This window comes from Sphingobacteruim zhuxiongii, from assembly GCF_009557615.1.
Taxonomy (GTDB): domain Bacteria; phylum Bacteroidota; class Bacteroidia; order Sphingobacteriales; family Sphingobacteriaceae; genus Sphingobacterium; species Sphingobacterium zhuxiongii.
Genome location: NZ_CP045652.1, coordinates 93,143 through 116,534, shown reverse-complemented (window position 1 = coordinate 116,534; position 23,392 = coordinate 93,143). Strand labels below are relative to the sequence as shown.

Annotated in this window: 24 protein-coding genes and 3 pseudogenes; 14 read left to right on the top strand and 13 right to left on the bottom strand. The window is 36.5% G+C overall.

The features are described 5' to 3' along the window. Complete coding sequence (nhaA, locus tag GFH32_RS00595; RefSeq protein ID WP_153509231.1) at window positions 1–1,194, top strand: Na+/H+ antiporter NhaA; 1,194 nt, start codon at window positions 1–3, stop codon at window positions 1,192–1,194. A gap of 643 nt (window positions 1,195–1,837) precedes the next feature. Here the strand turns inward: nhaA and GFH32_RS00590 are convergent. The 3 genes from GFH32_RS00590 to GFH32_RS00580 form a co-directional block, all read right to left on the bottom strand. Next, window positions 1,838–3,136 carry a DUF389 domain-containing protein gene (locus GFH32_RS00590; RefSeq protein ID WP_153509230.1) on the bottom strand — a complete coding sequence of 433 codons (1,299 nt, stop codon included), beginning with the start codon at window positions 3,134–3,136 and terminating at the stop codon, window positions 1,838–1,840. 908 nt (window positions 3,137–4,044) lie between these two features. Then, window positions 4,045–4,617 carry a hypothetical protein gene (locus GFH32_RS00585; RefSeq protein WP_153509229.1) on the bottom strand — a complete coding sequence of 191 codons (573 nt, stop codon included), beginning with the start codon at window positions 4,615–4,617 and terminating at the stop codon, window positions 4,045–4,047. A 1,240-nt stretch (window positions 4,618–5,857) separates the two neighbouring features. Further along, the gene (locus GFH32_RS00580) at window positions 5,858–6,100 is read right to left on the bottom strand and encodes a hypothetical protein (RefSeq protein WP_153509228.1); all 243 of its coding nucleotides are present in this window, start codon (window positions 6,098–6,100) and stop codon (window positions 5,858–5,860) included. A 418-nt stretch (window positions 6,101–6,518) separates the two neighbouring features. Here GFH32_RS00580 and GFH32_RS00575 point away from each other — a divergent pair, with 418 nt between their 5' ends. Next, window positions 6,519–6,953: an RrF2 family transcriptional regulator gene (locus tag GFH32_RS00575; protein ID WP_228384178.1), complete on the top strand. Its 435-nt coding sequence runs from the start codon at window positions 6,519–6,521 to the stop codon at window positions 6,951–6,953. A gap of 106 nt (window positions 6,954–7,059) precedes the next feature. Further along, on the top strand, window positions 7,060–7,908 hold the full coding sequence (locus tag GFH32_RS00570) for an SDR family oxidoreductase (protein ID WP_153509227.1): 849 nt from the start codon (window positions 7,060–7,062) through the stop codon (window positions 7,906–7,908). A 358-nt stretch (window positions 7,909–8,266) separates the two neighbouring features. Here the strand turns inward: GFH32_RS00570 and GFH32_RS18590 are convergent, their stop codons facing one another. The 5 genes and pseudogenes from GFH32_RS18590 to GFH32_RS00545 all read right to left on the bottom strand — a co-directional run bounded on the left by GFH32_RS18590 (window position 8,267) and on the right by GFH32_RS00545 (window position 10,482). Beyond that, window positions 8,267–8,488: an integrase core domain-containing protein gene (locus GFH32_RS18590; RefSeq protein WP_370659318.1), complete on the bottom strand. Its 222-nt coding sequence runs from the start codon at window positions 8,486–8,488 to the stop codon at window positions 8,267–8,269. A 26-nt stretch (window positions 8,489–8,514) separates the two neighbouring features. Continuing rightward, window positions 8,515–8,778 carry a DDE-type integrase/transposase/recombinase gene (locus GFH32_RS00560; RefSeq protein WP_228384281.1) on the bottom strand — a complete coding sequence of 88 codons (264 nt, stop codon included), beginning with the start codon at window positions 8,776–8,778 and terminating at the stop codon, window positions 8,515–8,517. A gap of 304 nt (window positions 8,779–9,082) precedes the next feature. Beyond that, window positions 9,083–9,274, bottom strand: a pseudogene (locus tag GFH32_RS18585) (transposase); the annotation flags it as partial. Between the two features lie 573 nt (window positions 9,275–9,847). Then, window positions 9,848–10,057, bottom strand: a complete 210-nt coding sequence (locus tag GFH32_RS00550; protein WP_153509225.1) for a hypothetical protein — start codon at window positions 10,055–10,057, stop codon at window positions 9,848–9,850. Between the two features lie 50 nt (window positions 10,058–10,107). After that, window positions 10,108–10,482: a glycosyltransferase family protein gene (locus GFH32_RS00545; RefSeq protein WP_153509224.1), complete on the bottom strand. Its 375-nt coding sequence runs from the start codon at window positions 10,480–10,482 to the stop codon at window positions 10,108–10,110. Window positions 10,483–11,060: 578 nt separating this feature from the next. Here GFH32_RS00545 and GFH32_RS00540 point away from each other — a divergent pair. The 5 genes and pseudogenes from GFH32_RS00540 to GFH32_RS18580 form a co-directional block, all read left to right on the top strand. Next, on the top strand, window positions 11,061–11,930 hold the full coding sequence (locus tag GFH32_RS00540) for an AraC family transcriptional regulator (RefSeq protein ID WP_160366929.1): 870 nt from the start codon (window positions 11,061–11,063) through the stop codon (window positions 11,928–11,930). A 161-nt stretch (window positions 11,931–12,091) separates the two neighbouring features. Then, on the top strand, window positions 12,092–13,342 hold the full coding sequence (locus tag GFH32_RS00535) for an OmpA family protein (RefSeq protein WP_153509222.1): 1,251 nt from the start codon (window positions 12,092–12,094) through the stop codon (window positions 13,340–13,342). Between the two features lie 33 nt (window positions 13,343–13,375). Continuing rightward, window positions 13,376–14,329, top strand: coding sequence for a collagen-like domain-containing protein (locus tag GFH32_RS00530; RefSeq protein ID WP_153509221.1), 954 nt, complete (start codon window positions 13,376–13,378; stop codon window positions 14,327–14,329). 441 nt (window positions 14,330–14,770) lie between these two features. Beyond that, window positions 14,771–15,307, top strand: coding sequence for an AAA family ATPase (locus GFH32_RS18670; protein WP_409994061.1), 537 nt, complete (start codon window positions 14,771–14,773; stop codon window positions 15,305–15,307). A 68-nt stretch (window positions 15,308–15,375) separates the two neighbouring features. Beyond that, window positions 15,376–15,831 (top strand): annotated as a pseudogene (locus GFH32_RS18580) (phage integrase SAM-like domain-containing protein); the annotation flags it as partial. An 89-nt stretch (window positions 15,832–15,920) separates the two neighbouring features. On the opposite strand, the gene GFH32_RS18285 reads toward GFH32_RS18580, so the two are convergent. The 4 genes and pseudogenes from GFH32_RS18285 to GFH32_RS18280 all read right to left on the bottom strand — a co-directional run. Continuing rightward, the gene (locus GFH32_RS18285) at window positions 15,921–16,406 is read right to left on the bottom strand and encodes a DNA cytosine methyltransferase (protein ID WP_202111308.1); all 486 of its coding nucleotides are present in this window, start codon (window positions 16,404–16,406) and stop codon (window positions 15,921–15,923) included. After that, window positions 16,403–17,449: a nucleotidyl transferase AbiEii/AbiGii toxin family protein gene (locus GFH32_RS00515; RefSeq protein WP_153509219.1), complete on the bottom strand. Its 1,047-nt coding sequence runs from the start codon at window positions 17,447–17,449 to the stop codon at window positions 16,403–16,405. Before GFH32_RS00515 ends, GFH32_RS18285 begins: the two co-directional genes overlap by 4 nt. Before the next feature lie 28 nt (window positions 17,450–17,477). Next, window positions 17,478–18,203 (bottom strand): DUF6577 family protein, encoded by a 726-nt coding sequence (locus tag GFH32_RS00510; RefSeq protein ID WP_153509218.1) that lies wholly within the window; start codon window positions 18,201–18,203, stop codon window positions 17,478–17,480. Between the two features lie 93 nt (window positions 18,204–18,296). Further along, window positions 18,297–18,500: pseudogene (locus tag GFH32_RS18280) on the bottom strand (plasmid mobilization protein); the annotation flags it as partial. A gap of 67 nt (window positions 18,501–18,567) precedes the next feature. Here GFH32_RS18280 and GFH32_RS00505 point away from each other — a divergent pair. The 6 genes from GFH32_RS00505 (at window position 18,568) to GFH32_RS18270 (ending at window position 22,204) form a co-directional block, all read left to right on the top strand. Further along, window positions 18,568–19,227, top strand: a complete 660-nt coding sequence (locus tag GFH32_RS00505; RefSeq protein ID WP_228384279.1) for a recombinase family protein — start codon at window positions 18,568–18,570, stop codon at window positions 19,225–19,227. 72 nt (window positions 19,228–19,299) lie between these two features. Then, a complete protein-coding gene (locus GFH32_RS00500) occupies window positions 19,300–19,581 on the top strand; it encodes a transposase (RefSeq protein WP_153509217.1) in 282 nt (93 codons plus the stop codon). Further along, window positions 19,527–20,462 (top strand): IS3 family transposase, encoded by a 936-nt coding sequence (locus tag GFH32_RS00495; protein ID WP_153509216.1) that lies wholly within the window; start codon window positions 19,527–19,529, stop codon window positions 20,460–20,462. The genes GFH32_RS00500 and GFH32_RS00495 overlap by 55 nt, the downstream gene beginning before the upstream one ends. 54 nt (window positions 20,463–20,516) lie before the next feature. Further along, on the top strand, window positions 20,517–20,849 hold the full coding sequence (locus GFH32_RS00490; RefSeq protein WP_153509215.1) for a hypothetical protein: 333 nt from the start codon (window positions 20,517–20,519) through the stop codon (window positions 20,847–20,849). An 11-nt stretch (window positions 20,850–20,860) separates the two neighbouring features. Then, window positions 20,861–21,241 (top strand): ISAon1 family transposase N-terminal region protein, encoded by a 381-nt coding sequence (locus tag GFH32_RS18275; protein ID WP_228384177.1) that lies wholly within the window; start codon window positions 20,861–20,863, stop codon window positions 21,239–21,241. 114 nt (window positions 21,242–21,355) lie between these two features. Then, on the top strand, window positions 21,356–22,204 hold the full coding sequence (locus GFH32_RS18270) for an ISAon1 family transposase (RefSeq protein WP_228384176.1): 849 nt from the start codon (window positions 21,356–21,358) through the stop codon (window positions 22,202–22,204). Window positions 22,205–23,192: 988 nt separating this feature from the next. On the opposite strand, the gene GFH32_RS18220 is transcribed toward GFH32_RS18270, so the two are convergent. Next, a complete protein-coding gene (locus GFH32_RS18220) occupies window positions 23,193–23,360 on the bottom strand; it encodes a hypothetical protein (RefSeq protein ID WP_194285656.1) in 168 nt (55 codons plus the stop codon). Between the last annotated feature and the right edge of the window lie 32 nt (window positions 23,361–23,392).

The window sequence follows — 23,392 nt, the reverse complement described above, 5'->3', positions numbered from 1 at the left end:
ATGCCTCAATTGATTAACCTCAACGTATTTAGAAATTTCCTCCGTTCTAGTAATGCAGGAGGTACCTTGCTATTTTTCGCTGTCATTATTTCTTTGATTGTAGCCAACAGCAGTTTTGCTCAACCTTTGCAACAACTACTTGATCGACAATTGGGATTCGAAAATGAGCCGATTAACTTAAAATATTCCATCCTCCTATGGATAAACGATGGATTGATGGCCGTCTTCTTCCTAATGGTAGGGCTGGAAATCAAACGAGAAATTGTCGAAGGAGAACTTTCTTCACCTAAGAAAGCCTCTCTACCCATATTGTGCGCATTGGGGGGAGCTGTTGTTCCAGCATTAGTCTATTTAAGCTTGAACGCCGAATCTGAGACCGCGTCGGGATGGGGAATTCCAATGGCGACAGATATCGCATTCGCTCTAGCCGTAATCAGTTTGCTCGGCAACAAGGTGCCAGCTAGTCTGAAAATATTTTTAGCTGCTTTAGCCATTGTTGACGACCTTATCGCGATTTTAGTCATCGCGTTTTTCTATTCGTCGGGTATCGAGACAACGTACCTTGGTTATGCTGCAATAGCATTAGCCGTATTAATCGCTATGAACAGACTAAACATACAAAATCCTTACCTTTATTTAATTCCAGGGGTTTTTGTATGGTATTTTGTTCATCACTCGGGTATTCATGCAACTATAGCAGGTGTATTAGTAGCCATGACCATCCCTACCAACGACACGGACATAGAATCACCGTTAGAACGACTGGAGCATGCATTGGTAAAACCTGTTAACCTGTTAATCATCCCTATCTTTGCCTTCGCAAATACAAATATTACCTTAGAAAGTTCTATGGTACAGGGCTTAACTTCTTCTTTGGGATTGGGAATATCCCTAGGCTTATTATTAGGTAAACCTGTCGGGATTTTACTCACCGCTTTTCTATGTCAAAAATTAAAGCTGTCTACATTACCTGAAAATTCAACTTGGAGACATATTCTTGGAGTTGGATTATTGGCTGGTATAGGCTTTACGATGTCGATTTTTATTGCCTTGCTATCATTTGAATCTGTCATACATATTGCGGAAGCAAAATTAGCAATTTTGCTCACTTCGCTGCTCGCGGGTACTGTTGGATATTTAGTTTTGAGGTCTGGTAAAAACTGGAACACCACCTCTGGAACCGCAAGTAAATAAAAGATAACTATTCAATCAAAGAAAAGAAAGGAATTCCCATCTGAAAATCATCGACTGCTAATCAATTGGTGGATGATTTTAGATTTAGATACAAGTGTAAAAGTGTAAGCGTATGAACATTAAATGCAGTTTAGTCAGTATCTAAAAGGCAGATATACGACAGAAGTATTTAGGGATCGAATTTAGTATACATTGATCTTAGTTAAATAGATAGTTTAAGCATTACCAAATCGCCACAAAAGTAGATATTGCAATAAAAATTGAAACCACCAAGGTATAAAACTGACTGTTCTGTCTCATATTCTAATATTTTCTATTAAAAATTCAGCAATGACTAGATGAATTCTCCAATCGATTTGTAAGTTTTTTCAACAGCAAGGAATGTCGTTGCACAGCTCCAATTATATATGATTTAGTTGATAATTTGGCGTATATAAAATATACGCCTATGTTTTTCATAAACCAAAAATAAACCAACTTTGTAAATTATCAAATCATAAATTGAAAATTTATCAAAAGAAACCAATCGACGATTAAAAAAAGTAGAATATTTACCGAAAGTACTATTCAATACTTTTGCCTACCTTAAGTTATTTCTCTCCTAGGATGAGGGAATCTCTTTAGGTTTAAATCAGACTTTAAATCAATTAGCACTTTGCATGACCAACACACTATCTGATTTCAGCTTTACACTGAGCCACGAAGACAAGCGATCTACTTGTTCCTTCGAAAATTCCTTACCGGCATCATACAGCAGAACCGTCCTATTGAAGCTGCTATCGGGAGTCACGAAGACAGTCTGCTTCCCGATTGAAAATGGAGCAAGGTCAGGGTACAGGGCTGTAATCTCCTTAATGGTTTCTTTATCTTTAAAAGTATATCCGGACAGCTCATTGCGGAGATTCTGAATAGCAATGTCTTTCTCCGAAACATGTTGAGAATGTTTCTGGATTTCTGCAAGAATATCCCCTTTCAGGTCACTCGTGTCCTGCCGAATAATTAACTCAGTTCCGTCAAGACGGTAGCTACCCAAACGGGCTTGAAGATCTTTTATTTCATCATTGCCAAACCGCTTGTCCAAAAACGCTAATTCAATTTTTTTAGTTCTATTGTTAAAATGTGTCTTTTCATAAATTAGGGTATACCCTTTATTGCTAAATTCATTTTCGATGAAAGCGTTAACCTGCTGGACAAACTTACGTTCCTGCAAAAGACTATAAGCCAGGTAAAAGCTAGGAACAAGCATAATGACAATGAGCGCTGTAATCGTCCTGGTGATTCTCTTTTCCCGTATTGTATCTACAAATTTTACTTTAGGGTATTTAAGTAGTTTGACGATCAGGAAAGTCGATATACAAATGAAGAAACAGTTGATGGTGTACAGGTAAATTGCTCCTCCAAAATAACTAAGATTACCAATAGCAAGTCCGTAACCAGCAGTACAGAGTGGAGGCATTAATGCTGTTGCAATCGCCACACCTGGAATGGGGTTGCCTTTCTCTTTCCTTGTTATGGCAATAACACCGACCAAACCTCCAAAAAAGGCGATCAACACATCATAGATATTTGGAGAGGTACGCGCCAGGAGTTCTGACTGTGCTTCCTTAAATGGACTTAATAAAAAATATAAAAAAGAAACCAGTAAACTAACTGCAGTAGCAATAGCAAGGTTTTTTGCAGATTTCTTCAACAAATCAAAGTCATAAGTTCCCAACGCGAATCCTGCGCCTACGATCGGTCCCATTAAGGGCGAAATAAGCATCGCTCCAATAATAACAGCAGTTGAATTAACATTTAGACCTACAGAAGCAATTACGATAGCACAAGCCAACACCCAAAGGTTTGCTCCGCGGAAGGAAATATTCGAGATCACATTTTCCAGTACCTTGTCTTTTTCGTCCTCACCATAATGAAGGTTGAAAAATCGTATAATTTTAATCATATATATGAAAGATGGTTGGAGATAAATGCTTCAAATCTATTACAATTATATCATATTTTTCTGTAAGCTTCCTAAAAATATTCTTCATTTTGGTTAGTCCAAAATTTAGGTTACTAAAAACACTTAGATATTCTATGATAAATGTTTAAAACTAATATTGATGGTTTTATTGAAGTCATAGAAATAATTAATTAAGAAAGAGCCTAGTACAAAAATCCTCACTTTAAAGTCTGAACCGAGGACTAATCTTTTGATTATTTTGAGAATATTATACATGTTCAATCACTAAATACAGTGACCACGATTTCTCAAAGGCATTCAGTAGATAGTTCCGGTGAGCAGCAACTCAAAGTAGAATGCCTATCCGAATGAGGTTGAGAAGATCTGCGGAGTAAGGGAGAGCTCAGCACGCACCTAGTAGCGCTTACCTTTGCCGACATATGATGTACAATGTATATAAATTTGCCCTTGACAATTTCATCGTGATACTTAGACATAAGACGATCATGATGACAAAGCATTATACAGAGATCTAAAAGAACGGGATCAGCAGGACATGACAAAATGTAAATAGCAAAGTATTTGATCAAAATGGGAAATTAATAGAAATTATGTAGAATTACTTAGTAGGCAAAAAAATGATCACACAAAATCAAATCCAAGAAAAAAAGACAGTGTCGATATCTTAATGCTTTTATCGGAAACAGTTGTTCACTACGATATCTTTGCACAATTATTTGACATATAAATATTTCTATGCACTATTTGATAGATCTGTTTAGATGTGTGAATTTTCGGAGGACATTTATTTCCCATCTATAAATAGATTGACAGCGAGACTAAATAAATGTGCTTCTGATTCAAAAGAATGGGTCATGTAGCCTGCTATATTCGGGATAATCAACAAATCACCAACTTCTGGGAAATTCCGGAAGGCTATCTTCCTTTTTATAAGCTTCAACCAAATCTTCCACCATTTCTTCCATATTTTCCGAAACCAGCAAAAACTGATTTGTGATGCTGTCGTATGATATTTCGACAGGCGTTTGGCATTGCACTCGGATTATTCCATCCCTCAAAAGAGATCTTATCTTTTGCATGTTTTCGATGGGAGGGCCATAACTTGTTCTGCAGAACGATGAAAACATTTCATTATCCAAGAACATGTATGATTCGCCAGTAAACCCTCCACCACTATACAAACCTGCAACCAGCGCAGAAGACTTCCGCCAAACAGCACATGCAGCAGCCATCAGGGGACTTTCCGATTCCCCATTCTTGATCAACTCAATAAAATATAGGACATTTTTTTCCTTAAGCCAGCTAGGGTTGAGTATATACCATCGAAAACGAGTCCCATCCGGATTGTATGTTATGGATCCCATATAGAAGTAATTGATCTTAATCCCCACCGCCGTTAGGATGGTAAAGCTCAACGATCGGTCGCGCACCTGTAAACCAAAAGGTCCTAAAGTAGCCATAATTAAATCGTAAAATTAGCGCTTCAATCATAGCTTCAATCAAATTGAGGGGAGTTCCTCGCATGTTTGTGTGCATTTTGTTTTCAATTAGATAATGTTCAATGAGAAGTGTTTTGTAATATGTCATAACAACTTTTCTATTCTCTTCAATTTTTGATTTTAAAAATGATTATTTGGACACAATTGTTCCGAAATATGAGACCGTAATAGTAACGTATATGTTATAATCGTTTTTACATAAACAGTTATTGTAAGCCGAGGAATATTTATTTAAAATGCTTAATCCCCTTATTTAACAACAAATTGACTATATACTTAATTCGACTTATTAATTTTAAGTTTCTAAAAAACACCAAAAACTAACCCTTTAGTTTTCCGAAGCCCCAATCGTGACTTTTTCTAAATAAAAAATCCCCTAACAATATTTTGTAATCGTCAGGGGAATTATTGAGAAAGTAATTATAGGAAAATGGCAAACCAAATATTAACTCAAATCATTCCCTGGCAAAGCATAATTCAACAGGGAATACTTAAAATATAGTCAGCTCTCCTCCCAAAATTACTATAAATGAATATTCGTGTCAAGACCGAATTTCATTTTCTAATGCTTCGCAAAATCGTAGAATCTTAACATATACTACGCATTTTATCGAATCTTTTTACATGGTTCACATTTTGAAAATAGATTTTACAAATTTGTTACACTAAACAACATGCATTTTCTTTGTAGAAATAGGTTAATATCACCAAAAACCCATATATGTACGTGGTTGTTTTGAAAACACGAGCATTCATATTTAAGAAATTCGTAAGAACTTCCATAGTTTTCATACTCATAGTCGAAACGTTCATTTAGCCATCTTGAATTATCAATTTTATATACCCAAATATATTCTTGCCCTTCCACCGAATTATCGGTATATGGTAAATTTTCTCCTCTGCAAATTTTCCAAGCGTCTAAGTTTTTAAACGCTATACGTCCGTATTGTTCATCTTCAGTTTGAAAATATATTCCTGTTAGTTCGTCACCATACAAAACGTCAGGACTTAAATCAAAGTCCGCAACAACTAGTGTAATAATTCCTTTCGCAATTTCCGTCTGAATTATTTATGACGTGTTGTCCGTCCAAAAGTGTATCAGGCCCCATCAAGTTCATTGGAGGATCAATTTTGTGTGTCAATTATGCATTACAAATGCTCTCTGAAGGAAAAGTTGCCAACGCGTTGTTGAACATCAAATTTACCAATTCGTCTTTTTTTGTACTGCTAGCGCAAGGAAGGTTAAAATTTTATAGTGTCCAACCTTAAAAATCAACCCGTCTTTTAACGCTTGAACAAATAATATGTCTTTTAAAAGTTTTTCGCATAATGAATAAAAAACCGTCAACAATGCAAACAGCCCTACTGAGATCAATTGACTAAGAACAGGGTCACCCCAATGTCGCTGAATAATTCCCTTGTATTTTATTTTTTGTTTGTCCATTTAAGTATTGTTCTTTTAGGTTGGTCTCCAATGTTAACGCTGTCGTCATAAGCTTGCCGGTAACATTTGGTTTTGCGAAACGTAATATACTAAAAGTCGCCTATACACCCTTATAGCCTTATTTCGTAATTTATCACGACGCTTCTTGTAACCGTCTGTTCATTATTGTTTAAAATATTTTTAAATCATAAATAGTGAAACTAAATTTTATTTAGATCTATAAGCGCGGTAGATATTCCGAAATAGAATAAGGCATACTATTAGAAAGAAGCTCATGTATTCTTTTACATTCAAAAAAAGGTAAGATTTTGAGTCTTCGTGCGTTTTATAATTCCCCTCGTTTTCTCTTAATCATTAATATTATTCTCACAAAAGAATGTACTATCATTAAATTTATATGTAATAATATTTGTTACATATGAAAAATTGTCCTACCTTTGTGCCAATGAATAATACAAGATTTGCAACTTCAATACATATTCTTACTCTATTAGCGCTTAAGCCCGCAGAATGGCTTAGTTCTGAATTTATTGCAGGAAGTATTAATATCAATCCAGTAATCGTACGTAAAGAGATTATTGCATTGACAGCGGCGGGCATAATTCAGACTAAAAAGGGCAAAGAAGGGGGGGCACAATTAAATCGTCCTGCTAGTACAATTTACCTTTCTGAAATTTTAGAAATCGTGAGTACTTCAGATTTGTTGGGAAGAAAAAACCTTAGCACCAATTCCAAATGTATCATCGGAAAGCAGATTAATAAAAAACTAGATGTAATATTTGAACGGACTGACTATGTTGTCAAAGAGAGTTTGGGGAAATTAAGTTTAGCTGATTTTCTAAAGCAATTTTAATTTTTTTTTCACAAAATGTAATAAATGTTGTTACATATCGTAAGACAATAATTAAGCTTTAGACAGCATCGTAAAAATTCAAAAGAAAATAAATAGACAAAAACATATGAAAATTGGAATTACAGGAGCAACAGGTCAACTAGGCCGAATAACAGTTGCAAAATTAAAAGCGATTACTTCTGCAGAAAATCTAGTTGCTCTCGTAAGAGCACCCGAAAAAGCTGCTGATCTGGGAATTGAATCACGTTTATTTGATTATTCTATACCAAAAACTTTAGTAGAATCTTTAAAAGATATAGATAAGTTGCTTTTTATTTCCGGAAGCGAAATGGGCCAACGCGAAATTCAACACAAAAATGTAATCGATGCAGCTAAGGCAACAGGTGTCAAAGAAATTGTGTACACCAGTTTGTTACACGCGGACACTTCTAGTTTGAATCTGGCAAAAGAGCATCTGGCAACGGAATTGGCGTTAAAGGCATCAGGAATTACCTATACCATTTTACGAAATGGATGGTATACAGAAAACTATCTAGGATCATTAGGTGGGGCCCTTCAATCGGGAACATTGGTTGGTTCAGCGGGCGAGGGGAAAATATCATCAGCGTCGCGTGAAGATTATGCTGAGGCTGCAATTAACGTATTAACAAACGAAATACATGCTAACAAAACTTATGAGTTAGCAGGAGATAAAGCATATACATTGTCTGATCTTGCAGCAGAGGCGTCTAGACAGACAGGTAAAACTATTGAATACCAAAATGTATTAGAAAAGGAATACACCGAAATTTTAATTAAACAGGGTCTTCCGGACGCTTTGGCTGCGTCGATCGCTAGTTGGGATATCGGGGCATCGAAAGATGATTTATTTTATGAGACAAACACTTTATCTACATTGTTGGGCAGGCCAACAACAGCTTTAAAAGACACCATTAGAATCTTTCTAGAACAGTAGTCTTCATTTTGGGTTGTAAAAACTTCATAACTCAGTAGCTATCTTTTATCCCACCTATTCAAAACGATTCGATAGGTGGGTAAAATTCCATTATAAATCCTAGTATATTTTTATCATCGATGTTGCAACTTGTGTTTATTCCAATTTTGTGGCTATACAAAGGAGAGTTCCAAATTTAACACCTTCCACAAATTTTAACTCTTTTAATCTAAAACTATTTCCTTCAATGAAGTCAAATAAAAAAATAGTAATTCGAACACCTTTAATTGAATCTCTCGATCAATATTAATACTTCACTAAATATTTGCATATCCATGTGTAGCCTTTCCCTTTTTCAAACAGTGAATAAAAATATGCTTTATGAAACCAAAGCTTCATTAGCGAATAACCAAGGACTTAATCCATTTAAAGCTTTATGTGGATGATTACTATTGTAATCAATTTTCCACTCATAAGCTAATGCGTTAACGTGATTTATAGAGTCAAATAAATACGCGTCCAATACATCTTCTCTAAATGTACGGTTGAAACGCTCGATATATGCATTTTGAGCAAGTTTACCGGGTTGTATATTTTGGATTTTAATTCCTTGTTCCGCACAAAGTCCTAAAATACTTTAGAAATGAATTCTGGGCCATTATCTGTTCGTATGCGTTTTGGTTTGGCTCGATGAAGTAATATTTCTTTTATCTTTTGAACTAACCCAGTTGAGGGAATCGAATAATAAGCTTCATTTAGAAATGCCTCTCGATTATAATCATCAATAATATTGAACACACGAAATCGTCTTCCATTAGCCAAAGAATCGCTCATAAAGTCAATAGACCATGTGTCATTAACTGAACTAAGAACAAAGAGTCGCTCTTTAATACTTGCAGGAAGACGTCTTTAATGCCTCACCCTAAGTTTTAAATTAATATTTCGATATACTCGAAGAACTTTTTTACGATTCCAGAGAAAGCCTTCTAAACGGATTTACCCAAATAAATCTCAAATCTCCATGTAGGATACCTGGATGAGAGATACATCAGTTTATCAATAACGATTTGATCATCTTTTTTGTGAGCATAGTAATACATACTGCGACTCATACAAACAATTTTACAGGCTCTATGAATACTGGTCCCCTCTGCTTAAATAACATCCTCTGCCAGCTATTTACGTTCACAGAGCTTTAGAGCTTTTTTTCGATTATATCTTTTAAAATACGATGATTCGAGCTCAAATCTGCAAACATACACTTCAAACGACTATTTTGTTCTTGTAGTGCCTTCAACTCTTTTAAATGCTGCGCACCCATCCCACCATACTTTTGCTTCCATTGATAGAATGTTGGTGCTGAAATACCATATTCCCTACAAATATCTTTTGTAGACTTATCTTACTCATACTCCTTTAGAATATTGACAATCTGATGCTCTGAAAATTTGCTCTTCTTCATAATGATTAACAAACTAATTTAACATTTTTAATTCGTCTGAAAAACTGAGAAGTCTACCGAAACTGGGAAGTCTACCATGTGAACTGAAATCATGATAAACCTATTTCTTTTTTTTGCTAAAGACATTTGCTGTTGTATCCTTTGAAGACGAATCTTTTTCTTGTTGGTAAGAAGACTGTGTCTTCTCTTTCGTGCTTTTTGTTTTTTTCTGATCTTTACTCATGATAGGTATAGTTTAAAATTTGTTTTGATTATTAATCATTCCCAATAATTATCTTTCGCAGCTTCAACCAGTAGTTCTACAAGTAAATCAACCTATCCTTGTCATTGGCGAAATGTAATTTGCTTTAAAATTGCGGGAATGCTGAAAAGGTAATCTGAAAAATTTCTAGAAAAATAAATTGCTCTAGCTCAGTTCTGATTTGCCGAATGGGGTTAAGTAATAGGCAAACCAGATTAGCACAAGGTAAAGATAATAATTGGCATTCAGCGCTTTATCTATTCAACAGACACAGTAGCGTGGTCAGGCGTAATATAGTTTTCCATGATAAGTCTAGCTATTAAATAACTGAGGGTAGATTCAGCTCCTTGATTAATATTTATCGTATCTTCTTCGAGTCCATAAAAGCATCCTCCAGTAACAGGGTTGTAAATGATTTGCCTAAGATGGTTGTGGCCAAGAAACCATTCAAATGCTAACAGTATCATTTCCCTATACCGGCTCTCCCCGCTTAGCTTATAAAACCGATCTAGCGCAATTATAGTGTAAGCGACAGAATATTCCTATACCGTTCACCCTCCTGTAAGACCAGGCTAGGATGCGTTATACCGAATATGAGAAACATAACATTTGGTGCTCGGGCAATAATAGCCGGAAGTGCTTCCAAGGTGGTTTCGATATTTTTCCCAGGTCCTAGTAGACCAAATGTACTGAGCACGATCCTGTTGCTTAGCTTATACCGCAGCCGAATCTGATTCTTATCGACGACTGGTGTTAAATGGGTGCCATGAGGTATCATATTAATCTTGTCTGCAGCGATATTATAATCGTTAATCAAGATGTTTGCTGAACTTGGGGTCATAACCGAAATACAAGAACAAGCTTCTGATAAGGCCTTCACTTGTTCCCTCATCAGTAGATCTGGTCATGGTAAGACAGTATGAAAAGTAATGACTACAGGTTTCTCCAGATTCTTAATAAGCGAAAGAAATGCATGCTCATTATCTTTAAACAATCCGAATTCATGTTGAACACATACCAAATCTATATCCTCAGAGCTATTTAGATATTCCTGTATACATTCAAATGAACGGGAATCTGATACGTCTAATCGATGTGCTGTATCGAATGCATAGTGATATTCCTCTGGCTTCGTCTCAATAGTATGCGAATAAGGTTAAAAGAATGAAATTTGTCTGCAATTGCTGTTACAAGGTCAGTAGTATAAGTAGCAATTCCGCAAGCACGAGGAGGGAAAGTAGAAAGGAATACTATTCCTTTTTTTGATGAAGATATCATGATTTGATTATTGAGCCTTGCATACTTTCGACTCCTATTATTACAAGCTTTGTAAGTAGGAAGGGGTATGAAGTTATGGAAAAAAAAGGACAAAACACATTAAATCAGAATCATATGTTTTTGATTTGATCTTATATTTTCATTTTATCGATCGACTAGAGATCCAGCAAGAATGGTTATACCATGTTGGACATGGAATATAATAGGTATATTTATACGATGAACACCGTCGGTTATATTCCACATCTGTTATTGAAGCCATACATTGAAATGTACATGCATTCAAGCATTGGAAACAAATCACAACTGATGGAATTAGACCTGTATCCTGTAGGACATGGCGTACTTACCTTCATACTCGATGAGGAACATTTTTTATATAATTCTAAGCGGAATAAATATTATAATGTGCGCTTTAATTTTACCGGACAGTTAGATCATCACCTTCACCTCACAACTTCATCTGCTTCGATGATTTATGTTATGTTCAAACCTTTTGGAGCTTTTAAACTTCTAGCCATCCCGCAACAGCTTCTGCTTAATGAATGCACGTTGATTTCGGATATGCTAGGCAATCAAATCAACACGTTATGCAGGAAAATGGAAGATTATGCGACCAATCCGCTTTATGTCTTAAAACTGCTTGAAGACTGGTTAATCGGACAGCTAAAAAAAAATGAATTGCTTAATACAGACAGGATTGCACACGCCTGTCAACAGATCACATTACATAACGGAAATCTGGCCATGAAAGAGTTGTATAGCCTTTCCAATATGTCTAAAAGCTCCCTAGAACAGCACTTTAAGGAGCAGGTAGGACTTTCACCCAAAACGTTCAGTAGAGTGGTTCGTTTTAATGAAGCAAATAAGTTTTTGATAAATTCCGCAAGTTCCGACTGGCAGGAAATCATTTATCGCTACGGATATTTTGATCAAGCCCACTTTATCCATGAATTCAAGCATTTTTTTGGATATACACCCTCTCAAATCCATAAGAGCTTAGAAAATCTTTCCGGACATGTTTCTGCCTTGGGAACAAAAAATACCAGAAGATTCTATTAGAATGAGAACAACGATCGCCTTACCGCTCTAATATTTGGGATTTTTTACAATCCACTCGGCTCTCTTCCTCCTAATTTTACATTCAACTAGACAGCAATTTTTAAACTGCCTAACGGAAATTGTATTAAAAAATTAGCAGTAACTATTGAGGGTATAAAACCATGAAAAATTATATTACTTCCATTATTTTGTTATGTTTTGTCCTTGCTTTTGCACAGGATAACCATGCTCAGATATTAAAAAAACTCGAAAAAAAAATCGAACAGAAAGTCAATCAACGAATCAACAGGAAAACAGATAAGATTATTGATAAGGGGCTAGACAAAGTCGAAGAAGGAATCGATGGGAAGATGGGGAAGTCTGAAAAGGCTTCTCCACAAAATAACCAGTCATCTAAACAAATCGATCCAAATGATTATATAATTTCAAAATTTGATTTTATCTCAGGAGATAAAGTCCTGTTTGTCGATGCATTTGACCAAGAAGAAAAAGGAGATTTTCCCCTAGACTGGAATACAAATGGATCAGGTGAAATTGTAACTATCCATAATCTAAAAGGAAACTGGTTAAAAATACCAGACAATGCGATTAGTTTTCCGGAATTAAATACTACGCTGCCACAAAATTTCACCGTCGAGTTTGACCTTTTCTACCCAGATGGGACCACACGGCCCCCTATTACCTTTGGATTTTCGGAAGTAGTAAATCCTGCCAAAACATCAATTCAGCATAAAAAGATTTTCTATTTTCATATTCCGCCAACAATAAAAGATAATGTTGGTTATTCAACCAGCCTTTATTCTGGTAGAGAAATTACTCAGTCTTGGCCTGCAAATAAAATGGCAGGAAAAGTCATTCGAATAAGTATTGCCGTTAACTCATCCCGCATTCGTCTGTATATCGACGCAAGAAAAATATTTGATCTTCCAAAAGCATTTGACGCTAATGAACTTCGGAATAATTTTCATTTTCGTGCAGCACCTCTCATCCCCAAACCTCAAGATGGATTTTATCTCCGTAATCTGCGAATTGCGGAGTCAGGATTGGACGCCAGAAGCCAATTCGTCAACAGCGGAAAATACAGCACCACAGGCATATTATTCGAGGTTGGATCGGCCAATATCATGCCTCATTCCTTCGGAATACTCAAAGATATGGCTGATATATTGATTGAAAAACCAGATATGATGTTAAAAATCATTGGACATACAGACAATGACGGAGGGACACAGTTAAATATGGAGCTGTCTCGCAAGCGGGCAGCAGCCGTCAAAATGATTCTGGAAAAGGAATTCGGCATAAACGCTAATCGCCTATCGATTGATGGAAAAGGTTCCTCTGAACCCTTCTCGAGGATCGCTAGCCCTGAAGCTAAAGCCAAAAACCGAAGAGTGGAGTTTATTAAATTGTAGAAACACGGTAAGGGACTTTTAAAATTAGAAAAAATGAAACCATTGAAAATCATAAGAAAAGGGATTTTTATCCTTGCAATGCTAACACTAGTTATAAGCTGCGGCAAAGACGGAAGTGTTGGACCACAAGGAGCAACAGGCACCCCAGGAATACCCGGTAAAGACGGCGCGCTAATCCTTAACGGGAATGGTAATCCGGCCTCTAGTCTGGGGAAGCTGGGAGATATGTATCTAGACAAAGCTACATCCAATCTCTATGGACCAAAAAGCACTACTGGATGGGGTACTCCATTGAACTTGAGAGGATCTACTGGAGCAACAGGTACATCCGGTGCAACTGGATCAGTAGGTGCAACAGGGCCAGCAGGTATTGCCGGTTCTCGAATATTGTCTGGCTCATCGAATCCAGTAGAAACCTCAGGAGTGATGGGTGATTATTATCTTAACCGAAGTTCGGGAGATTTATTTGGTCCAAAAACAGCTTCGGGTTGGGGGACAGCGATCAATCTTAAAGGAACTGCAAATGTGATAGCGAGCACTTGGGTAGACTATAATTGGAACAACACAAACTCAATCACGCACAAAATCATGGCTTATAGTATTCCAACTCCCATATTAAATGCTGTGGGATACCCGAATCTGCAGCTTTTTTACAATGCGGGAGGTGTGCTTTTGGTATACGGTAGAAATTTCGGAACGAGTCATAATGTTCTATTTGATTATTCGTTTCGCAATGCTCGTTATTCCTTAGCTGTTGCACATTCTGCGATTCCAAATTATCAATTTTTTATTGCCATAGAAAGTCTTAACGGAGCCACTTTGCAGGATACGGAATACAGCTCAACAAGAGGTAATCGATTCCGTTTTGTATTGATACCTCCAGGTAGACAACTTTCTGGTACAGTTCCTCATCATAAAATTGGAAAACTAGATTGGAGCAAAAAAAGCTACTCCGAAATGAAGCAAATACTGGGAATTCAAGAGTAAATCAGGAAATAATACAGATATCTATAAGCCTTTAAAATCATAAACAGATGAAAAGGATATTATATTCTATGGTAGACTTCCCCGTTTTGGTAGACTTCCCCGGGTATTGATGTAATAGATAATTTTGAAAAATACAATAAAGAAAAAGCAGAACTTGAAAAACAACTTTCAGATATTGAATTTCAAACTTCTACTAGAGCAAAGGAGGTTGCAGACAAAGAAAGTTATTTAAGAGAATATACACGATTAACAAAAGAAATCACAACTAAAAGAAGAGACTTTCTGAATCAAATTGTTACTGGAGACAAAGTAAAAGTTTCAATCAAACCTTTTAGAAATAAATCTGAATTTGAGACAAAAATTAGAAAACTGTTTCAACGGGAAGGAGATACTTTTCAATCTGATATAGATAAATTACTTGATTTATGTTTCAACGGAAATGTGGAAAATAAAATTAAGGAGTTTAGAGAAGTAATTTTAAATATTCGCAACGAAAACATTAATCATTTAGGCTTAAGTGGACATTTTATTAATTTCATAAAAAGTATGAATGATGCACAAATTGATGTGCTTCAAATATTATTATCAGAAGATGAGATAGAAATTCAATACAAAACAACATCTTCTGCAGCATTTAAATCATTATCAACTGCATCAGCTGGTCAGAAAACGACAGCTATTTTGACATTTATTCTTTCGTATGGAGAATTACCTTTAATTCTAGATCAACCTGAAGATGATTTAGACAATAGATTAGTTTATGAGTTGATTGTTGATAGATTAAAAATAGTAAAAGATAAGAGACAATTAATTATCGTTACTCATAATGCTAACATTCCAGTAAATGGTGATTCGGAGTTAATTGGTAGACTTCCCCGTTTTGGTAGGTCCGGAATGTGTTCAATGGACTTGCTGCCGATCACAAAAAAGGCATTTCAAAACGGACCGTTCCTGTTTCGTGCAAACTATTGGAGCTGACCGAAAGGTAAATTGAGGATTTTCAAAAAATGGTCAGTAAAGGCTATCGTTAAGAGCAGACCCTACGTCAATGGCGAGCTACCCTTAACAAGATACAGGAATTCATCGAATATGAGTATCGGATAGGCAATATCGAACTAAAGGAAATAGAACATTCCTTTGCGACCAAGTTCTACCGTTACCTGACCATTGAGAGAGAAAGGGTGCTTCAGGAAGCTGCTGCTAAAAAACAGATCAAGAACACCAAGCAGATCCTGTCCATGGACAAATCAGAAGGTTTAATCGAGCATAACCCAATCCAGAGATTCCGATGTGGAGGTGACGATACGGACATCATCCTGCTAGAATTTGACCCGACCAGGTCGATCTGGGAAAAGGAATTCGATTTGAAGCGCCTGGAGGTAGTTCGGGACGTATTCATTTTCCAGTGCTTTTACGGATTTGTCCTTCAGGACGTCTTTGGTCTAAGTCCGTCCAATATTATAAAGATCGGACTCAAACAGGAAAGATGGATCATTAAGTAATCTGACCCCAACAATCTGGACAAACAGGAAATCACCATCTGCATTTAGAGATCAGTTGCAGCTCAAATCGACAATTGAAATGCGTTTTTTTAGTGCGTTCCAGAAATAACGAACCCCTCCGCAAGTATTAACTTTTCGTCTAAGACATTTTGATCCCATGCCTCGTGCGACAAATTATGTGGTTTTGTGTACTTCGTCACCGATTCTCTCAATGCCTTTGGGGGATACTGAAAATAGAAATCATAGGATCCAGCGACAATACCTTTCGTAGGAACATAAATAAACCTGCCTATGCCAGCCGAGGGATCATAATAGTCGTAAGAATGAAGCAGTATTACAGATGTATTAGGAATGTTTTCAATTTCTTCAATCGAATTTTCAAAGTCTAAAATATTTTTCACTTCGCATTGAAGGTTGAAATTGTGATTAAAAGTATCGACAGCTGGCTTCCAATGGTCATAACCCTGTACGATATTAAACCCCATTTGCCTAAAACCTTCTGAAAAGCCTCCTGCTCCGCAGAAGAAATCGACTGTTGTCAATGGATGATATATTTTGAAAATATTTTCTTTCATTTTTTGTACCTAATACTCTTATACCAATAGAAAAACGCTTCTGGATTGGTCTTTTTTAATTTGTTTAATTTATTGTAGGCTTGGTCTTCAATCAACCAATCCTTAATTTCTATCGGATTTTTAAACCGCTCAATTTCTTGATTTTCTTTATTTAGCAATGAGGTTAAATAAGCGACTTTAGCGGATGCTATTATAGCTTCTTCAATTGAAAAGCGGTCGATAATAAAATTTGTAAAATTCTTAATACCCAATTGCAAATGTTTGAACTCGTCAGATTTTGTATCTCGTTCTGCCAAGGAATAACAAGCATTCCAAGTATCCTTTAGTACCTCATCGGCATTCATGTTTAATTTTCGAAAGCCGATTTCTTCCTGTACCACTCTTGCATAACTTTCTTTTACTACGTTGAAGTCCGTTATCTGTTCAAACAAGAAACCAATATCATACAACTGTTTAATGATCTCGACAGGACGATTTTTTGAATACAATATTCCTGTGGTTTTTGGAGCGAAAGCCGTTAATTTATCTCCCAGAATAGACTCAAACGTTGGTAACACAACAGAGATTTCTTTTCCTGATGTCGCTAACCAACTATGATTTATTGGGTATTCTCTTGTTTCAGGATATGGATTAGGCGTGTACAACAAATCCAATAATATGGGTTCTTCGTTACCATCCACTACGCTTTTGTAAAAAACCTTAAAATGACCAATGGGGGCATCTGGACTATGTTTTCGGTTGTTGTCATCTTCCCAGCGAATAAACATTTCCAATTGACTTATTCTTTCTAAAATCTCCTTGATTTTATCTTCGGTTTCCTCTGTAATAATATCAATATCTATTGAAAATCGCTTTGGAGTCTCTGTTGCTAATAATAAAGCTGTTCCGCCCTTAAATACAAAGTTTAGGTTATTCAATTGCAGTTGTTCCAAAAGTGTCAAAGCATATACCACCTTTTCAACCAGCTTAGGATCAATGCGTTTACCTAACCTATTTCTCAAGTCGGTAATCCATTCAATAGTATAAGTCTTTTTATCTATCATAATTTGTATAATATTGGCGTAAATAAATTTATTTTGCCAAACTTATATTTAAAAGCTCGTTGATTTCTTGTTCTCGATTTCTTCGCACAGCATATCTACGCATTTTTAGCTCATTTAAAGTGTATTTCTCTGTCACAGTCCGCATCATAAATTCCTTTTCATTTTGCTGAGCTGAAAAAAGTTCGGTATCAATCAACATATCCACTAATAGTTTTTCCAATGCAGGAATAACAATTTTCTCATTTTCTAATAGAGGAGCTTCAGAAACCATGTTCTTAACGATAAGAACTTCATCTTGATTATGAATGTAACGATCGAATATTTCTTCATCAGGATTAAAGAAAATGCTTTTATAGATTTCTGCTAAAAACGTAAACACAGATTCAGCAGCATCTTTTTCTACTTCCAAAACTACATAATGTTTAAACGGTTGATGACGCATAAAATCATTCAACCATACTGTATCCCAAATACAAAACGAGATATAAGGAAATTCACGCTTTACTTTATTATACATTCTTTTTAAACGAATTGAAATATTAGGCTGAAAAGGAGTGTGGCTATCCATTTCATAAATCCCTCTTGAAGGCGCGTTCACAATGCCTTGCTTTTTCAGCCTTGACAGGTACATATTAATAGTATTATCAGCCCAATCGGGAAAATCTTTCTTGATTGCCCCAACAAGTTTTTGCTTGGAAAGTCTTTCATTTCCTTTGAAATAGCGATTAATATGTTTTTCTAATGTTTCTGCCAAGATTTTTTTATTGTAAATGTAGTGCAAAATAATATAAGTTCGGCATAAATTCGTTTTTTTTATCAAAAATATATTTATATATCATTGAACTTCTTATCTCTCTTTTCCCAAATACTTCTTATCAAACTCCTCCATTAATTCTATCACTTTTTCAAATATCTGCTCCATTTCAGCTGTTTGTTTTTCCAATTTATAAAGATAAGCCGATGCTTTTTTCTCTGAAAACCTACTATATAAAAGCTTTACAATTTGGTTATAGTTGATGCCTACTGACCGAAATTGGCTGTGAAACGAAGTGGAAAATGACCGCAGGGTGTTGAATACGTTTTATGGAGTGCGCAGGGCAAGGAAAGAAGGGCGTTTGATGGGTAAAGCTCCATTTGGCTATATCAACAGGAGTAAAGAGGACGGAAGAAAATACGTTGCCATACAAGACCCCGAAGCTTCGGCTACCCGGTGGGCTTTCAATGAAATAGCTAAGGGTGTGTTCGCTGCTGACCAAGTACGGCAGAAAATGAACACACAAAATCCAACAAAATTGAGCCGAAGGGCACACCACGTAGCTATTCGCAATCCTTTATATTATGGGAAGATATTCATCGCAAAATTTCAGGTCGAAGAAGCCCATGTGGTACAGGGGCAACACGAACCATTGATAAGCAAAGAACACTTTGATCATGTTCAATGGGTATTGGATGGCAACAAAAAGGGTAGAACGTCCCAATACCAAAATACTTTCAGATGCGAACCTGCCCCTACGTGGTTTTTGTCATGCCCTGAATGTGGTCGCAATTTGACGGGAAGTGCTTCCGAAGGCAGAACGAACCGCTATTACTACTACCATTGCGTTTCCGCTTGTGGTTTTCGCCAGAAAGCCGAAATAGCTAACGAAGCTTTTGAAAACGAATTGAATCAATTGGAGTTAAAGGATGGCATCAATAAGATTCTTAAGAAACTGCTGTTAGACAATTATAAAAAATTCGTACAAAACCCATTTGAGGAAAAGAAAGGATCGACCAACTGAATGCGAGACTTGGAGTTGCTACCTTTAAGTGGAGACAGATTTAAAATAAAATAGAATTAAATTTGTTAAGACATGGCAAGAATATTTGATGAGTCATTTAAAAAAATGGCAGTAGAGTTGTCCTCTCTAAAGGGCTCGGTTTTGGAAGCAGCAAAAGAGTTGGATCTAGATGCAAGTAGATTAAGTAAATGGCGTGTAGATCCTAGATATAATGGAGGTACACTATTACCAAAGAATGATAAATTAACTCCAGAGGAGCAAGAGATTAGGGAGTTAAAAAAGCGTTTAAAGGAAGCAGAATTAGAAAACGTAATCTTAAAAAAGGCGGTAGCCATCTTTTCCAAGGGCGACTGAGAAAATATGAGTTCATAAAATCGCATATGAACCTATTCGCAGTTGAAAAGATGTGCAAGATTATAAATACAAGCAGTAGTTCGTTTTACAAATGGATTTCTAGACCAAAAAGCAACAGAGATAAGAGAACAGAGGAATTATCTATACTGGTAAAACAAGCACATCAGGACAGTGACCAAATATACGGCAGTCCTCGAATTACTTTAGAACTGAATAAGAAAAATCATAAAATATCACGTTCTTATGTCGCCAGATTGATGAGAAAATTGAATCTAAGAAGCAAGATTCGGAAGAAATTTAAGATAACGACAGATTCCAAACACAGTTTTCAACTTGCTGAGAATCTCCTTGGAAGAAATTTCTTTACAGATGGCCTATCGCAAAAATGGGTTGGTGATATTACCTACATCAAGACTGGATCAGGATGGCTGTATCTTACTACTGTTATCGACCTTGCCGATAGAAAAATCATAGGTTGGTCGTTCAGTAATGACATGACGGCAGAGCATACAACTTTAAAAGCACTTAAAATGGCTATTGCACAAAGGAATGTAAAACAGGGTCTGATTTTCCACTCAGATAGAGGTGCTCAATATGCATGCAACGAGTTTAAGTCTTTCTTAGGAAAAAATGAAATTATCCAAAGTATGAGCAGGAAAGGTAATTGTTGGGATAACGCAGTCGCGGAAAGCTTCTTCAAAACACTAAAATGTGAATTAGTTTATCACAGAAAATTTGCAAACAGGGAAGCTGCGAGATTAGAAATCTTTAGATACATCGAAGGATTTTACCATCAAAAAAGAATCCATTCTGGATTAGGTAATAAAACACCAAATGAAATGGAAAAATTTTATAAATCAACTAGTTTATTAGTGGCATAAAAAGTCTCCACTTTTAAGTTGCAATTCCAACTATCGGTAGCGAGAAATAAACTGTTGTCGGAAACAATTGATGATGAGGATTATCTTGAAATAAAAAAGGAATGTAAGGAACGAATTGAAAGTCTGGAAGAACAGTTGAGCAAGGACGGTTCTGACTCTAAGAAAATCAATATTGATAAGTCTTTAGATAGGGCGTTACAAAATATCGCAAACATCCCGAAGCTGTACAGAGAGGGAGAAATCAATACAAAGAGGGCGATAATCGGTTCGATATTCCCTGAAAAATTGGAGTTTGATGGAAAGACGTATCGAACCGCCAGAATTAATGTAATCGCAAGCCATATTGGATCATTTACAAAAGTTGTGGAGGGGATAAGAAATAATTAGATATTTGTGCTTTGATATTTATACAGATGCACGAATCTTTCAACGCTTTAATGCCCTTAATTATTCCCGAAGGAGTTTCCGATTATTTTGAGATGACCCACTATTCCAAAGAAGATAAAAGACTGGACATCTTTTTGGAAGAACTCAACACTACACCTGAAGAATATCAAGGCCAGAAGTTGATTTCCAAGGGATTTTTCGACCCCATTACCCTTCAAGATTTTCCTATTCGTGGCATGCAGGTCTATCTTCATGTCAAGCGCCGTAGATGGCTCAACCAAGATACGGACAAAGTAGTTTACAGAAACTGGGAATTAGTAGCCAAAGGAACGCGCATCACACAGGATTTCGCAGCTTTTTTAAAAGGTATCAGCGGACAGTCAGGCACATAGCATTCAGACTATCAGTTCATTCTATGGGATATCGGCCAGTAAACTAAGGAGATACTACCGCAATAAGCTGAGCGGTTTCCAGGATTGGGAGCATCGCGAAAATGCACGAATGGATTGATCTTCCCACAAAAGTGTCAGTGCCCACTTTCTATTGATGAGACCTGCCTATCTCATGGCGAGCTCTATACCGTTGTCACCAACAAAGAAACACGAGGTAAAAAAGGGACCATTGTAGCCATACTGAACGGCACAAAATCAGAGAACATTATCCCGATCCTTCAAAAGATCCCACAGAGATTACGCAATAAAGTTCAAGAGATAACGCTTGATCTAGCCGGTAATATGGGATTGATAGCCAAAAGATGTTTTCCCAATGCTGTTCAGGTAATAGACCGTTTCCATGTTCAGCAACTTGCTACCGAAGCGCTTCAGGAAATAAGGATAAAGCACCGCTGGCAGGCCATTGACGATGAAAACCAGGCAATTGACCAAGCACGAAAGAATAAGGAAACCTTTTTTCCGGAAGTCCTATCCAACAATGACACCATCAAACAGTTACTTGCAAGAAGCCGATACCTGCTTTATAAAAGTGAACATAAATGGACTTCCGAGCAAAGAGAAAGGGCCGCTGTACTATTTGAGCGATATCCCGATATTGAAAAGGCGTACAGGTTATCCCAAGAACTCTCTTGGATATTCAACACCACCATAGATAAGATCTACGCCTTTACTAGGTTGGCAAAATGGGCGGATAAAGTGGAACAGGCCGGCTTCAAGTCATTCAACACCGTCTCCAGAACCATAAATATCCATCACAAAAAAATATTGAACTACTTCGATAACAGGAGTACTAATGCTTCAGCAGAATCTATCAATGCAAAGATAAAAGCTTTCAGAAGTCAGTTTAGAGGTGTAGGTGACATCAATTTCTTCCTGTTCAGATTGACCAAATTATTTGCGTAGTCCACAGGTTTTGACACTGATCCTCAATATCTTTCAGATTAACAACGAATTACCCCTAAAAAAGAACAGGGCAAACGAAAATTAATTTCATTTGTCCTGTTTAGTAGCCCGTAGGGGAATAACACCTTTTGAGCATCTGTTTCTTTATCAGTTATTTACAAACTATCGATTTCCCGACTCACCGAATAGCTCACTGGTTTGACATACGTTTTAGTTGCAATTGCTATTTGGCTAAGATATGAAACTTTTTGTGGAATCGCAACCGTTCTTTATCCCAAAAGAATCCATCTGCTCTTGCGAATGGGTGGTTTGATAAATATTGAAACAATTGTCGGTTTATTCTGTTTTTGCATCATTGATAACGTACACTTTTAACAGACGCTTCTCTTTAGACATACTAAGTCAATGAAGCAGGAAGGCGCGGGGTCATCTTACTGACATCTGTTTGAAATTTTTTATAATGCTCGGCTTCTATCTTGCCAGAATAGCTGGACTCGTCAATGAATATGGATTGATTAGATGTTCATCTCACGAAGAAATTTAAAAGATCAGATAAGATCTGAATATTCAAGATCTTATTTTTCTTTGACGATCTGAAATTTCACCTCCATTACTTGAGGGCTAACCGCAGGTCAAGTTGAGAATTAAGATCGGCCAATACTCTGTTATTAGTTGCCTCTCATCTACAGTATCAGGGACAATCAGCTGATAGCATTTTTTTTTTACTTTTGTTGAGATATTCTCTCCATTATTCTGGTTTTTCCTTGGACTCGGATACGATTGTTTCGTGCTTTAAGCATAGACGTATATATTAGCATTGGGTTATAGGTCGTATAAATAACTATCTTCTTACAATTCAAGTTCGTTGATGCCGCCGAAGAGCACCCATTACATCTATGTCATCTCTTAAAGAAGGGAAAGAATTAATCAATCCGTTCTTCACTAGCCAGAAAGTTTCCGAAGATTTTAGATCCATAAACTACAAAGATTAAACCTTAGGATCTTCTTTAAAAAACACGAAATAAATAATGGCCAATAGGATAACTGCGATTACAAATGCCCATATGATACCACGTCCAGCTGGTTCATCATCTGGCTCATTTTTCACTACCTCAGGAATTTGGCCTTCGTATTCTTGTTTATCGTTGGTTTCCATACTCTAATAATTTTTAGTTTTAATATTAAAGA

Excerpts from the sequence above, each read along its gene's own strand:
- nhaA (WP_153509231.1), top strand. The coding sequence starts at position 1 with ATGCCTCAATTGATTAACCTCAACGTATTTAGAAATTTCCTCCGTTCT.
- GFH32_RS00590 (WP_153509230.1), bottom strand. The coding sequence starts at position 3,136 with ATGATTAAAATTATACGATTTTTCAACCTTCATTATGGTGAGGACGAA.
- GFH32_RS00585 (WP_153509229.1), bottom strand. The coding sequence starts at position 4,617 with ATGGCTACTTTAGGACCTTTTGGTTTACAGGTGCGCGACCGATCGTTG.
- GFH32_RS00580 (WP_153509228.1), bottom strand. The coding sequence starts at position 6,100 with ATGGACAAACAAAAAATAAAATACAAGGGAATTATTCAGCGACATTGG.
- GFH32_RS00575 (WP_228384178.1), top strand. The coding sequence starts at position 6,519 with ATGAAAAATTGTCCTACCTTTGTGCCAATGAATAATACAAGATTTGCA.
- GFH32_RS00570 (WP_153509227.1), top strand. The coding sequence starts at position 7,060 with ATGAAAATTGGAATTACAGGAGCAACAGGTCAACTAGGCCGAATAACA.
- GFH32_RS00550 (WP_153509225.1), bottom strand. The coding sequence starts at position 10,057 with ATGATACTGTTAGCATTTGAATGGTTTCTTGGCCACAACCATCTTAGG.
- GFH32_RS00545 (WP_153509224.1), bottom strand. The coding sequence starts at position 10,482 with ATGAGGGAACAAGTGAAGGCCTTATCAGAAGCTTGTTCTTGTATTTCG.
- GFH32_RS00540 (WP_160366929.1), top strand. The coding sequence starts at position 11,061 with ATGGAATATAATAGGTATATTTATACGATGAACACCGTCGGTTATATT.
- GFH32_RS00535 (WP_153509222.1), top strand. The coding sequence starts at position 12,092 with ATGAAAAATTATATTACTTCCATTATTTTGTTATGTTTTGTCCTTGCT.
- GFH32_RS00530 (WP_153509221.1), top strand. The coding sequence starts at position 13,376 with ATGAAACCATTGAAAATCATAAGAAAAGGGATTTTTATCCTTGCAATG.
- GFH32_RS18285 (WP_202111308.1), bottom strand. The coding sequence starts at position 16,406 with ATGAAAGAAAATATTTTCAAAATATATCATCCATTGACAACAGTCGAT.
- GFH32_RS00515 (WP_153509219.1), bottom strand. The coding sequence starts at position 17,449 with ATGATAGATAAAAAGACTTATACTATTGAATGGATTACCGACTTGAGA.
- GFH32_RS00505 (WP_228384279.1), top strand. The coding sequence starts at position 18,568 with ATGGGTAAAGCTCCATTTGGCTATATCAACAGGAGTAAAGAGGACGGA.
- GFH32_RS00500 (WP_153509217.1), top strand. The coding sequence starts at position 19,300 with ATGGCAAGAATATTTGATGAGTCATTTAAAAAAATGGCAGTAGAGTTG.
- GFH32_RS18220 (WP_194285656.1), bottom strand. The coding sequence starts at position 23,360 with ATGGAAACCAACGATAAACAAGAATACGAAGGCCAAATTCCTGAGGTA.